The sequence below is a fragment of the Chitinophaga sp. 9-1-y genome (assembly GCF_059511905.2).
The window spans coordinates 5618448-5633114 of the sequence record NZ_CM197955.1; the positions used below are offsets into that span (position 1 = coordinate 5618448).

The following is a 14667-nucleotide window of genomic DNA, read 5'->3' on the forward strand; positions in this document are numbered from 1 at the left end:
GATTAATAGGTATGCTGATTCCCTGAATTATCAGAAGGGAATGCACCAAGATCCTTATTGGGCGGAGTAATGGTAGCCCCATAGATACCACCGGCAGCTACTACTTTCATTGGGAAACCATATTGGTTCAGCAAAGGAGCAGTTGCTTTGGCAGGAATAGCATTTTTACCGGTACCACCAGGATATACGCCCGCACCGATAGCAGGAGATCCTGCTTTCAGATGGAAGTCGGCTCCGGCAGGAATCTGGTAAACACGGTAGTTCCGGCCCAGGCTCATGGCAGCCATATCATAGTTAACAAACATTGGATCATATTTCAAAGAGTCGTTGGCGGGGTTAGTACCATTGTTGGTGCCATCTGCGGCGATAGTACCGTTGATGTAACCATTGATATCATACGGCTGTTTCAGGGTGAACTGATTAGGTTCAATGAACACCATATATTGCTCTGCACCGCCCATTGGATTGCCTCTGCCAATAGCAGTGAGGTTGTTGTTGTACAGGGTATTCAGGGTATCGCTTGGTTTACCTTTCTCAGAGTGGAAAGATATTCTCAGCCCTGATTTACAGTTTACGATAATGTTATTGAAGATGTAACCACCGGCGTTGGTTTCTGTATTGATAGAACCATTTCGGGTAGCTTTGGTTTGTCTGAATCCACAGTTAACCACGGTGTTGTTATAGATGTTCACCATGCAGGTTTTACCGGTAGATCCGGAAGTTTTCAGACCGTTGGTTGCAATACCATAAGTCAGGTTATAGGCCATATCGCCATATACACCATCTTTGATATTAACAGATTCTCCACCGGTAGCACCCATTTTGGTAAAGGTGTTACGCATGAGGCTCATGTATACGTTATTTGGACGGATACCGTCATCTTTACTACCATAGAACCAGGAGTCTTCAACGATCAGGCTACCTAAAGTAGTGCTCTTGCTGTTCATGTAAATAGTGAAACGTGCGTCACCAACATTGGCGCCATATTGAGGCGCATCAGCACCCCAGGCGCCGCCAGTGTATTCTACGTGCGACCAACGGAGCAACAACAGTTTGGCGTTACCACCACACTGGAAACCGCCCCAGTAGCCTTTAAAGGCAGGATCATTACCCGCATCATCTTTATAGGTGGCATCAGATTTTTTCACCGTTTCGGTTTCTGCTACGGTAAACCAGTTTTGTGCATTTTTAGTACCATCGCTTACCAGGGTACCATTTACCAGGAATGCAGGAGAAGTAGCAGGGCTTTTGCCATCACCGTGGATCAATACTTTAACACCTGGCTGCAGGTACAGGGTATCGCCTTCATTGATGGTAACATCCGACATGATATGATAGGTTTTGCCAGCCAGCATGGTACCTTTCAATGGAATCGGATTGTTATTGGCATCCTTCTTTGGGAGAATGGTGTCGCTGATAGTTTGACCAACTACCACCAGTGGTTTGGAGATGTCTACACGTTCGTCTCCTTTTTTACAGGAGATAACAGACATTGCTACCAGGGCAACCAGGCCGCTTTGAGAGAGGATCTTTTTCATAAGTTTCTACTTGGAAATTTGAAAAATTTATTATGGAAAAATGTTAAAGCACAAATCGTACTCCCAGCTGGAAATCCTGACCGAACGTATCTTTCTGGATCAGTGTTTTATTATCTCCAGCCTTCGGCATAGGCACGGTGTTAGACGGTGTGCCATTGATATATAACTCGTAAGGTGTGTTTAGCAGATTTTGAATTTTTGTGAAGACAGAAAAGTGTTTACCAATTTTTTTCTCCGCAGAAAAATCAAAGGTGTTCATATCCTTCTGCCAATAATCATATCCATAGTAGCGGGACACCACGGCAATACGCTTTCCGGTAAGTTGCCAGTTTAATTGTATATCCAATCCAATGTTTGGATTCTTGTACAACAAGGCTGCATTAGCCACGTTGGCGGATTGCCCCTGTAATGGGCGCTTCTCCAGTACATTTGAGCCTACTCTGTTAAATGAGCGGAACTTAGATGCTTCTATCGTTGAATTAGTGTAAGTATAGTTAGCGCGGATACCAAAGTTGCGGATATATTTTTCATACACTACCTCAAAACCAAAGTTGGTAGCATCTCCATAGTTGTTGGGTTGGAAGGTAGCCTGGCTCTGCACGCCCGTTTCCACAAATCCATACTCAATAGGATTTGCCAGCTTTTTATAAAAAGCGCCTATTAAAATCTGTTCTTCCGGGCGTGGGAAATATTCATAACGGAAATCAATATTATCAGCCGTCGTATGTTTCAGTTGGGGGTTCCCTGTTTCCACATATTCATCTCCGTTATAAGGATAAGGTATCAGTTCAAAATAAGCAGGCCGACTGATAGAGCTAAAATAAGATAAACGGAGATTGGTTTTACTGTTCAGCATATATTTCAAATGCACACTGGGCATGATATCGCTATAGCTAATCTTCCCGCTTTTGCCCGGCATACTTGGCGGCGCATCTGTATTATATTGCTGATCGGTATTCTCCATACGTGCGCCTACAATGGCTTCCAGCTTCTTTACAGTAAATTTCAGCATGGCGTAACCGGCCGCAATATTTTCATCTGCGCGATAGTTATTGCCATCATCACTGGTACCGGCGGGATTGTTTACCTTCCAGTTGAAATGGTAGATATCTGTCCAGAGTTGCATGTCCTGGTTACCATCAGTGATGACACCCAGGCTATAATTCTGATGGAAGTTATCACGATGCTTTGACCGGTACATACCACCAGCAGTAAGTTTAAAAGGAATACTGGCCACTTTGCCGGTATAGCTGGCATTTAAATACCCGGTGTAATCGCGGTCATTATTTTTCCACCATTCCCGGTTGTAAGAGGATACTTTGTTAGGATGTTGGTAAGGATCTTTATTGGTACCATCTGCATAGAAACCTCCATCATACTGGTATTCAGCCAGATCAGGAATACTACTGCTCGCTTTTGAGTACACGGCTGACCAATCCAGTTTCAAACGCCCCGGCAGCAGGTCGTGCTCACCCCGTAAAGTAGTACTGTTAATCGTTTGCCGCTGATACTTCGCACGGTTCTGATACCATACCTGTCCTAAACCTGGTGCTGTACGGGGAGTTGGTTGCAAGGTATCCATGCCCATTCTTGCCTGCGCATCAGCTAATATGGCAGTAAAAGAGTAAACGCTGATTTTATTATAATCGTTAAAACGATAATCTATTTTTGCATTTAAGCCGGTTCTTTTTACCTCGGTAGAATAATCCCGTATATACGCATGTTTTATGTAGATGGTACCATAGGCATCTGTCAAATCCTGGTATTCATCCACGGGGTTATAGATACTGTGATATCCCTTATAGGAATGTTGGTAAGAACCACCTAACATTACGCCCAGTTTGTTATTAAAAAACCGGTTACCAATAGATAGATTCGCAAATAGATTCGGCGTAAAATTTTTCCTGGTGAAGTTCAGGTTATCACGGGTAAAATCGCCCGGTTGCGCCAGGTAGGCCGGCCCGTTGGCCTCGTAAGGCGATTTACGGTTAATAGCACTTGTTGGAAAATAATCGAATTTACGATCCATCAGTGTTTGATTATATCCGCCGGAAACACTACCGTTCACGTATAAACGATCCGGCGCATTTTTCATCACCATATTCACGGTACCACCAATCGCATCTCCTTCCATGTCAGGGGTGAGTGTTTTATTCACTTCCACTCTTTCTACCAGGTCAGCGGGAAATAAGTCCAAAGGCACATAGCGGTTTTTATTATCCGGACTGGGAATTTTCACGCCATTAATCAATGTGTAATTAAAACGCTTGTCCATACCACGAATAATCGCATAACGTCCATCTCCACTGCCGCTTTTTTCTAAAGACACACCAGATACACGTTGTAATACGTTAGCAATGGTGATATCCGGTGATAACTGTATATTTTTTGCAGAGACGATGTTCATCACATTGCCTGCCAGCTGCTCCGATTTTTTGGCCGATGCAGCAGATTCGACATCGCGTTTTCCATTTACGCTCACAGTGTTCAGGTCTTTTGCTTTATTACGCATCGTTAACAACAAGTAAGTATTGTTGTCTATATGCACTACCGTATCCAGGGTAAAATAACCCATATAGGTAACCTGTAAATGATAGGTGCCTGCGGTTATTTTATCAACGCTGAAAGTACCATCCAGCCGGGCGCTGCCGCCACGTTTTGATTCATGTAAGCGCACAGTGGCGCCGGGTAATTGTTCCTTGGTTTGAGCATCAATAATTTTTCCTTTGAAAACCACTTCAGACTGCTGACTAAAAACGGTTGATACGCAGCAAAAAAGTAAAAAGAAGATGAGTATCGTTCTTATCATCCTGTAGAATTTGTGCAAAGGAAATTTTATTTTTCCTCAGATAACAGGGCGGTAGCGCATCTTAATAGAATGGTAATTATAACGTAATGATTAGTTAACAAGCGGTACACTGAGATGCCCCGCGAATCCGCGCAAATGTTATCCGGTAGCGGAATCCGTGGAACCATTACCCGGCCTGTATATGCAGCCGGGCAGCTGAAAAACAACCCGGAAACATACAATATGTAATCATTCTGGAGGAATTCTGTATTGCCAAAAGTCGCATATCTGATGTATGCCGCCTTCTGCTCATTTAGTTGTTACAACATGTTCGACAGCTCGCTTAAGTACATTGCAATCGAAGTACTTCTCACTATACCTGGTGAACCGGTATATGTACGTGTTCCTGTTTTTGCGCACTTCTCCGCTTGATAACAAAAGATATTAAGCCGACATTTGTATTGGAAGCATTGGCCCCAATTGTATACCTTCCCCAAAAAATTTGATCATTTATCAGCACCCCAAAAGCCTTTGCTTCTATATTTAAATAACCCCAAAAAAATAAGTCATGAGCTATCAGTTCAAAGGCAATTTAAAAGGCATGCTATGCGATGATTACTGCATAGAAGCCATTGCCAACGTAAAAATCCGCATTTACCGGGCTATCGCCTCCCGCGACGTGGTACAACAAGCCACTGCAGCCGCTAAGGAAACCTTCCACGAAGTCAGCGCAGACGAGCTGAGAAGCAAGGAAAGCAACCTCCTCGCGGAAACCATGACCGATACCGATGGTAACTTCACCATCGATTTTGGTCGCGACAGCAAATACGAAGGAGAAGCCTTCGACATTGATTTCGAGTGTGGTAATGTACCCCGCACTAAACCGTACCCTAAAAAGTTGCCGGTACTGCAATTTCACATTACCACCCTGCAGCCGAAATGGCGGCAAACGGAAAACAACTTCCTGGCATACTGGGAATACCAGGTTCCTAACCGCTGGTGGTGCGCCATCCGGGGTAAATTTGATGCCTGGATTATTTGTGGCCGTGTAATCAATTGTAAAACCAAGCTGCCGCTAAAAGGCCTGAAAGTCGCCGCTTTCGATGTAGACTGGCTACAGGATGATCCATTAGGCAGCAACATCACCGATGCCACCGGACACTTCCGCATCGACTACACCGCAGCAGATTTCAGTAAAACCCTGTTGCCTTTCCTGAATGTTGAATGGCCTGCCGGTCCGGATATTTATTTCCGCATTACAGAACCCGTTTCCGGCGCCGTACTATTGAACGAAGACCGTAGCATCGGCCACCGCAACGACCGCGCTAACAGGGGTCCTTGTTTCTGCGTAGAACTATGCGTACCACAGGATGTAACACCTAATAACGAAGTACCTGCCCTCTTTGAAAGAGTAGGCGGTTATGATATAGGTCCTACCGGCGCGCAGTTTGATGCCAACGGCTACACCACAGATGTACCTAAGCTGGCTTTCTACGGCGGCCTGGATCTGAACGGCACATTGCCCAGCGGTACCAACACCAATGAAATGGAATACCGCTTCCGCATCTTCAATGCTGATACCAGTTACGAGCTGACCGCCACACAGGTATTAAATGCGATGGTACCGTTCAAAATTGGCGAGCTGTTAAAACAAACCGGGCCTATCACCTGGACACATGATGCCGTAATCATCACCCCGGCACTCAACAGCGCCGGCGAATTGTGGATTACTGTGCCACGCGGCAACAACCTCACCACCGGAATATTTACCCCTACCAATGGGGTACTGGCCAATATCAACTCTGCAGCACTGGCCCTGGATGCGTCAAATACTACATTCGCCAATAATGTATTTGACCTGACAGCCCCCGGAGTACTCATTGCCGGCACCGCAGTACCAGCAGCCCAACAGGCATCTATCCACACCTTCAAAATTGTGTTTGAAGCCCGTAAGGTAGGTACCACTACGCTCACCGCAGTAAATACCCTGGATAAAATTGTGATCTCTAATGTGAGCTATAAACAACGCCGTCACCCGGGTTGGGGCTATACTGGAGATGAATCCCTTATGGCAGCCGCCATGTTGGAAATAAAAGAAACCACCGGCAGCGGACACGGTTGCGGCGGCATTACCACCACTGTTACCGCACAATACACCGTATGCCATCCGCATGTGGAAAGCTTTACACTGCGCTTTGAAGGTAATCCGACCTTGCCCACACCTTTCAGCGCCGGACCGCCACCATATGCTGCCGAATACCACGATAACAACAAAGTATTCAGCACAACAGGTATGGAACCATGCGCGTATATCCTCTGGCTGGACCTCCAACTGGGCCTTACCAATGGTTATCAGAAAATACCACAGATCCATGATCATATCGCGTTCTGTAAAACAAGCTGATATGCATGTGACGATGAAGGCTGCCTCCTGTAATGGGAGACAGCCTTCTGTATTGAGCAGAAAGCATAAAGCTGAAAGCAAAAAGCTATTATAGCGAATGATCACTGCGAATATTAATACGCTTCAATCATTCGCTATAATAGCTTTTTGCTTTCTGCTTTCAAAAATTCAGGTTCTTTTTAAAATGCATAACAGCAGCAGCAACGTAAAATTGCCAAATTGTCCACGCAAACGTTCCAGGGCATGATACACCAACTGGTGCGCGCCGGTAACCGTCATATACATAATCTCGGCCACCTGTTCATAAGAAAGGTCTTCGTAGTATTTCAGGAAAACAGCTTCCCGCTGCCGGTTACTGAGGTGGGTTAGTAAAGTAGCTGATTGAGCGGCCAACGCTTCCATCCGTTCGCGGCGAAGCAATGGGTGCGCGCAGTTCAGGTCCACGTTAAAAGGAATATGCTCTCCGGCCAGTTCTCCATCATGCCGGGAAGGCCCTAATTCCAGCCTACCAAGCAAGATACGGCGGAACGCATGATACAGGTACTGCTTCACCACTGCAGGTTGTGCAATACGCTCCCTGTTTTGCCATAACTTCAGGAAGAGATCCTGCATACTTTCCTCTATGCAAATGCGATCGGGGGTAAACTTATAACCGTAATTGGTGAGGGGGTGATAATATTGTTCGTACAAACCTTCCAATGCTTTTACATCTCCCTCTTTATAGGAGTACCATAATTCATTTTCATGCATGATATTGGAATATTGGGATTTGCTTTTGTGATGACAAGCAAAATACAGCAAAAAACGTTTCTGGCAAAATGCCGGCTGCTTATAATTTTTTTTAATTAATTTAGCCGGTGCACACTATGAAATAAATACTATGCGGTTGCCCGATACTTTTGATGAAGCCCAGATGCTGGAATTGCTCAGGCAGGGAGATGAGTCTTCTTTTGCCAGCATATTTGGCAGGTTTCACCGCAAAGTATACGGCACAGCAATGGGGTTCCTGAAATCCCCTACCCAGTCTGAAGAAATAGTGCAGGATGTATTTATGAAGGTTTGGCTGAAACGGGCAGCATTCGGTGATATCAAAAACCTTGAAGCCTACCTGCTGTCCATGACCCGCCACCTGATCCTGGACCGGCTGAAGAAAGCAGCCTATGAAAATACACACCTGAAAGCTTTTACAGATTCCTGCACCCACTTTACCGACACCACCGACCACCCGTTGCGCAACCGTCAGTGCGAGGTATTACTGGAAGAAGCCATTAACCTGCTCCCTCCCCAGCAAAAACAAGTATACCGGCTTTCTAAAACCGCCGGATTATCGCAGGAGGAAATTGCCCAACAAATGGGGCTCTCCCGGCTCACCGTCAAAAAACATATGGCCATGGCCCTGCATCGCATCCGCCACTACCTGGGCCAGCATATCAGCAGCCTGGGCCCACTACTCCTTTGGCTGTTGGTCCGGTAATTTTTTTTAATCCAACTACTCCCTCCGTTCTTCCCAGTCGTCTTATTAAGTATGCATCGTATTGCCGAACTACTTCATAAGCATCTACAAGACAACTTAAGCCCTGCCGAAAAGCAGGAGTTGATGCAGTATGTAAAAAGTGAGGAATTGGATGAAGTATTCAAAAATAAGATCAGCGAATACTGGGAATCAGCTGAGGGAACCCCATTTTTGCCGGAACACAGGCAATCTGCTATCCTGGATAAAATCCTGTTTTCCGAACAAACCTCCACACAGCTGTTACGCCAAACTACTACCCGCAGGAAGCAACAAAACGGCATGCTGGCCGCCGCTGCTCTCCTTGTATTATTGCTGACCGCCGGCGGATTTTTCTACCTGCAAAAAAAGACCCTCTCCCACCCATCACCGGTGGCAACCCACCAGGTAAAACGGGATATCCAACCTGGTAAAACAGGCGCTGTTCTCACCCTGTCCGATGGCTCCACCATTGTATTAGATAGTGCCCGGGAAGGTGCACTCGCTAAACAAAATGGCGCCAATATCACGAAAACTGCCACTGGTGCACTTACCTATGATGTAATCGCCCAAACAGATCCCGGCACCGTTGCCTGGAATACCATTACCACTCCCCGTGGCTCACAATACGAGATTGTGCTGCCCGATGGCACACGGGTATGGCTCAATGCAGCCACCACGCTACAATACCCCGTATCCTTTGTAAAAGGAGCGGAAAGAAAAGTTATTTTATCCGGAGAAGCTTACTTTGAAGCAAATAGTAACGAGCAATCTCCTTTTAAAGTGGAGGTACAAACCCATCATAATCAGGAGGGCGAGGTAACCGCATTAGGTACCCGCTTCAATATTATGGCTTATGACGATGAAACCGCTGTACATACCACCCTGCTGGAAGGCGCCGTACTGGTGTCCCGGTCGGGCAACAGCAAAAGGTTAACCCCGGGTCAGCAGGCCATTTTCCCACCAGACAACAACAGCACTATCCTCGTAGAAAATGTAGATACCGAAATTGCAGTAGCCTGGAAAAAAGGATTTTTCCGGTTTGACCAGCAAAAACTACCGGCCATTATGCGCCAGATAGGTCGCTGGTACAATGTAGACATCGCCTATGAAGGTAGGACACCTGACATTATTTTTGGCGGAGGGATAGACAAACACCTCCCGCTGTCGCGCATACTGGGAGCACTGGAGAAATATGGGATGCGGTTTGAAATCGCCGACCGGAAAGTTAACGTACTGTCGATGCAGCCAGGCAACAATAAATAGCATGTATTTTATCAACTGAAAATAAATAAGGTCACAAATCATCAGAATTAAACCCAAAAGCGTTAGCTTATGCATTCAACCAAAAAAGGTAGGCGCTGGCGTGTATCCAATAGTCCCGATACGCACTGGCTGTTACTCTCAACTAAACCGCTGAAAGCGATGAAACTATTATTCTTTTGCTTACTTGCTCTTTGCTTGCAGGTAAGCGCCAGAAGCTACTCACAGAAGATCACTTATACGGCCAGGCAGTCGTCTTTGATCAAAGTGCTATCCGATGTTTCCCGGCAAACAGAGTATGTATTCCTGTACGATTATCAACTGTTGCAGCAAGAAACCTCCCCTGTTACCATTAACGCGAAAGATGCATCGCTGAACAATTTCCTGGAAGAATGCCTGAAAAATCAACACCTTGAATTTTCGATAGATGGAAGAATGGTCACCATCACCCGTGCTAAAACAACGCCCGGTACTATCGTGGCTGCCCCACCTATTCACGGTATTGTACGCAACGCCAAAGGCGAACCTATTGCGGGCGCCTCTGTAAAAATAAAAGGTAATACACAGGGCGCCATTACCAATGCTGCCGGCGCCTTTGACCTGGACGTACCCGATGGCGCTACCATTGTCATATCTGCCATTGGTTATAAAACCCAGGAAGTAAAAGCCAAAAACAACCTGGTCATCTCCCTGAGTGAAGATGTAACAGAGCTGGGTGGCGTAGTAGTAACCGGTTTCCAGACTATTGACCGCAAAAAATTCTCCGGAGCCGCCGTTACCCTCAAAGGAGACAACGTAAAAATAGATGGTGTGGTTGATGTAAGCCGTATGCTGGAAGGCCGCGCTGCCGGCGTAAGTATACAAAACGTATCCGGTACCTTCGGCTCTGCGCCCAAAGTACGTATCCGTGCGGCTACCTCCATTTCCGGTGAAAATAAACCACTGTGGGTAATAGATGGAGTGGTGCTGGAAGACATTGTAAACGTGGCTAATGAACAGCTCACCACCGGTAATGCCAGCACCCTGCTGGGATCATCTGTAGCCGGTATCAATGCCAACGATATTGAAACATTCGACATCCTGAAAGATGCCGCCGCTACCGCCCTCTATGGCGCCCGGGCCATGAACGGTGTAATTGTGATCACTACCAAGAAAGGAAAAATTGGCGCCCCGGTAGTATCCTATACCGGCAACTTCGGCGTACAACTGAAACCTTCTTACAGGAACTATGATATCATGAACTCCGCTGACCAGATGTCTGTATACGCAGAACTGGAACGCAAAAAACTCCTGCAACCGGAAAAACTGATCAACGAAGCCTCCTCCGGTATTTACGGCAAACTGGGACGCCTGCTCCAATATCCTGACCAGAACGATCAGTTTGAAGTAATCAATGCCAGGGAAAACAGGCAAAAATGGCTGTTAAGATATGCCAACGCCAACACCGACTGGTTTGACCTGCTGTTCCGCAATTCGCTCACCCAGGAACACTCCCTCAGTATCTCTACCGGTACCGATAAATCACAGCTCTATCTCTCTACCAGCTTTTTCAACGACCAGGGATGGACCATTGCCGATAACGTGAAAAGATATACGGTTAACATGCGCGCCAACTACACCCCTAACCGGAAACTGACTTACGGATTCCTGGTAAATGGTAACGTACGCCAACAAAAAGCCCCCGGTACAGAAGACCGCGTAACAGATGCCGTACAAGGTACCTACAGCAGGGATTTCGATATCAACCCTTTCTCTTATGCGCTCAGCACCAGCAGGGCATTAACCGCATATGATGAAAAAGGTAACCTCGAATATTTTACCCGCAACTTCGCACCGTTTAATATCCTGCAGGAAACTAAAAACAACTTTACAGACCTTAACCTGATGGACTTCCGCTTACAGGGTAACCTGGGATATAAATTCAATTCACACCTGAACTACGAGTTTACCGGCGCGATCCGCTACGCTAAAACAACCGTGGAACACAAAGTGAATGAAAATTCCAATGAAGCCAATGCTTATAGATCCGCCGGTACCAGCATCATCAGGCAAAACAATAAATTCCTTTACCAAAACCCGGACTTTCCCAACGACCTGCCGATAGTTGTACTTCCTTATGGAGGCTTCTATAAAAGAAAAGATATAGAACTGAAAAACTATACTTTCCGTAACCAGCTAAACTTTAATAAATCATTCGACAATGACCGTCACCAACTCAATGCACTGGTAGGACAGGAAGTAAAATATGCTGACCGCGTCACGTCAGGCAACACCGGTATTGGTTATCAGTATAATACAGGTGGTACCCCTTTCATCAACTACCTGTTCATTAAAAAAATGACGGAGCAAAATGAAACTTATTATGGTATGAGCAATGAATACGACCGCTTCATCGCGTTCTATGCCAATGCCAGCTACACCTACCTGAACAGGTATACCATCACAGGAACCGTGAGAGATGAAGGATCCAACAGGCTGGGAAGTTCCCCCCGCGCACGCTGGCTCCCTACCTGGACCGTGTCTGGCGCATGGAATGTAGACCAGGAAAAATTCCTGGAAAACAGCAAGACCATTAGTCATATGATTGTGAAAGCGAGCTATGGACTGAATGCCAGCACCGGTAGCGCTACCAACTCTACGGCCATCCTCCGTTCTTTTATCACTAACCGCCCTTATATTGTGGATCAGCAAACAGCTATCCAGCTCGCAGCACTGGAAAATGCGGATCTGACCTGGGAGAAAAAATATGAACTGGACCTGGGTACCGACGTAGGATTTTTTAAAGAGAGACTGAACTTCGCCTTTGACTACTATCGCCGGAAAAGCTTCGACCTCATTGGGTTGATCCGGACTTCCGGTGTAGGCGGACAAGTAAACCAGTTTGCCAACTATGCCAATTTAAAAGCACATGGTGTCGATCTCCAGATAGCGGGTAAAATCATTGCGAATAAAAACTTTGGCCTCACCAGTACCCTAACATTCAGCTATAACAATACACTGATCACCAATGCCAAAAACAACCCGGTAATCATGGACCTGATTGGTGAAGGCGGTGGCGCTCTCGAAGGCTACCCGGTGAGAGGCTTATTCTCCCTGCAAAACGCCGGACTGGATCCCTATGATGGAAAAGCATTGTTCGTCAATGATACCGGTACCGTATCTCCCGGCGTATATCTTCAGAGCCATAATGTGAAGTACCTTAAATATGAAGGTCCAGCTGATCCTACCGTTACAGGTGGCTGGCATAACAGTTTACGGTACAAAAACTTTGTATTGAGCGCATTGGTTACTTACCAGGCAGGTAATAAAATCAGGCTAACACCGGTTTATAGCACCGATTATTCTGACTTTAACGCGCTTCCCAACGAATTCAAAGGACGCTTTACCTTACCCGGAGATGACAAGAAAACCAATATCCCTTCTATAGCAGATATCTATACACAAACAGATCTGCAGAACAACACGGCCTTCCCATACAACAACTACAATTTCTCACATGACCGGGTGGCAGATGGTGGTTTTATCAGGCTTAAAACGGTAACAGTCAGCTACCAGTTGCCAATGTCTATATTAAACCGGATAGGATTTAAAGGCGGCTCACTCACCGCAACAGGAAACAACTTATGGCTTATTTACGCTGATCCCCGCTTACATGGGCAGGATCCGGAGTTTTATAACACTGGTGGTGTAGCCCTCCCGGTAAATAAGCAAATCACTTTTTCTCTGAGAGTAAGCCTTTAATTCAAAAAGTACTTTATTATGAAAAAACTACTCATTTATATAGGTTTGATCACCGGCACACTGGCTTTGCCAGGATGTAAAAAATACCTGGAAACCCTTCCCGATAACCGAACCGTGATCACTACCCCCGAACAGGTATCGCAATTGCTCACCACCGCCTATCCACATGGTACGTATATGCTGTTTTGCGAAGCATTGAGCGACAATGTGGAAGACAAAGGAAACAGCGGAATAGGTATTGATCCCCAAACATTCCTGATCAATTCGCAGGTGTTTAAATATGAAGATCCGCAGGCTATTACAACAGATTCTCCGGTAGCCTACTGGGACTCCTGTTATGCAGCGATTGCCGTTGCTAACCAGGCCCTCTCGTATTGCAGCGGTCCGGATTCCGCCAGTTTTTCCGCACAAAAAGGAGAAGCATTGGTTTGCAGAGCGTATGCGCATTTCATGCTCGTAACGCTGTTTTCCAAAGCATATGATCCTACTACGGCTGCCAACGATCCCGGCATTCCGTATATGACCACTATCAGCAAAAATGTTTTCACAAAATACAGCAGAGGCACCGTAGCGAATGTCTACAAACAAATAGAGAGCGATCTCACCACCGGCCTTGCCCTCATCCAGGACAGGATATATGGCGACGCTCCAAAATTCCATTTTACTGCACAGGCAGCCCACGCGTTTGCCGCCAGGTTTTATTTGTTTAAGAGAGATTATGACAAAGTAGTAACACATGCAAATGCTGTTTTTGGCAGCGCCGACCCTTCATCGCTGATACGTAACCAGGTAGCGGTTTACAAAATGTCTTACAACGATATGGTAACCTTGTATACCAACTCTTCCAATTCCGCCAATATCCTCTTGCAGGAGATGCCCGGCAGTAAGTACATGAATAACTATTACTCTTACCGGTATGGTGTGGGTTCTGTCCTCAACCAGGAGGTTTTCAACGCACCTAATGTTACCGGTGGCTTTTATGCCATGAGTATATATGGTGCCAGCCCACAGTATTTTAACTTCCCGAAATTCACGGATAACTTAAAAATACAACCACTGTTTGGAATGGAAGAAGTACTGATGAACAGGGCAGAAGCAAATGTCCGCCTGAAGAACTATGCAGCAGCTATTAAAGACCTCAACATCTGGATCAGTAAAAACGTTTCCGACTATAGTCCGAGCTATAATGTAGACGCCAACAAAATGATGGAGTTCTATGGATTACCACAGGATGCTGCCATGATCGCCACTGCATTGGACTTCAAAAGAGCTACCTACTTCCAGGAAGGATTAAGATGGCTGGATATTAAGCGACTGGACATCCCCGTTACACATACGGGCGCCAATAATTTTAGCACCACACTGGTACCCGGAGACAAAAGAAGATTGTTGCAGTTACCAGCGGAAGCTGTTAACGATGGTATGGCGCTGAATCCCAGATAAT

At 46.0% G+C, this 14667-nt stretch carries 8 protein-coding genes; 5 read left to right on the forward strand and 3 right to left on the reverse strand.

The window, feature by feature from the left end; all coding sequences use genetic code 11:
- Positions 1-2: 2 nt before the first annotated feature.
- A complete protein-coding gene (locus AC5ZC7_RS22070) occupies positions 3-1538 on the reverse strand; it encodes a hypothetical protein (protein ID WP_496158879.1) in 1536 nt (511 codons plus the stop codon).
- 43 nt (positions 1539-1581) lie between these two features.
- Complete coding sequence (locus AC5ZC7_RS22075; RefSeq protein WP_496158878.1) at positions 1582-4347, reverse strand: TonB-dependent receptor domain-containing protein; 2766 nt, start codon at positions 4345-4347, stop codon at positions 1582-1584.
- A 547-nt stretch (positions 4348-4894) separates the two neighbouring features.
- Between AC5ZC7_RS22075 and AC5ZC7_RS22080 the strand changes: the two genes are divergently transcribed.
- Positions 4895-6730: a transthyretin-like family protein gene (locus tag AC5ZC7_RS22080; RefSeq protein WP_496158877.1), complete on the forward strand. Its 1836-nt coding sequence runs from the start codon at positions 4895-4897 to the stop codon at positions 6728-6730.
- 168 nt (positions 6731-6898) lie between these two features.
- Here AC5ZC7_RS22080 and AC5ZC7_RS22085 read toward each other — a convergent pair whose 3' ends face one another.
- Positions 6899-7480 (reverse strand): sigma-70 family RNA polymerase sigma factor, encoded by a 582-nt coding sequence (locus AC5ZC7_RS22085; protein WP_496158876.1) that lies wholly within the window; start codon positions 7478-7480, stop codon positions 6899-6901.
- A 130-nt stretch (positions 7481-7610) separates the two neighbouring features.
- Here AC5ZC7_RS22085 and AC5ZC7_RS22090 point away from each other — a divergent pair, with 130 nt between their 5' ends.
- The 4 genes from AC5ZC7_RS22090 (at position 7611) to AC5ZC7_RS22105 (ending at position 14666) form a co-directional block, all read left to right on the forward strand.
- On the forward strand, positions 7611-8204 hold the full coding sequence (locus AC5ZC7_RS22090; protein ID WP_496158875.1) for an RNA polymerase sigma-70 factor: 594 nt from the start codon (positions 7611-7613) through the stop codon (positions 8202-8204).
- A 51-nt stretch (positions 8205-8255) separates the two neighbouring features.
- A complete protein-coding gene (locus AC5ZC7_RS22095; RefSeq protein ID WP_496158874.1) occupies positions 8256-9485 on the forward strand; it encodes a FecR domain-containing protein in 1230 nt (409 codons plus the stop codon).
- A 69-nt stretch (positions 9486-9554) separates the two neighbouring features.
- Positions 9555-13223, forward strand: coding sequence for a SusC/RagA family TonB-linked outer membrane protein (locus AC5ZC7_RS22100; protein WP_496158873.1), 3669 nt, complete (start codon positions 9555-9557; stop codon positions 13221-13223).
- An 18-nt stretch (positions 13224-13241) separates the two neighbouring features.
- Entirely contained in the window at positions 13242-14666 is a 1425-nt protein-coding gene (locus AC5ZC7_RS22105) for a RagB/SusD family nutrient uptake outer membrane protein (protein WP_496158872.1), read from the forward strand.
- The last annotated feature ends 1 nt before the right edge of the window (position 14667 follow it).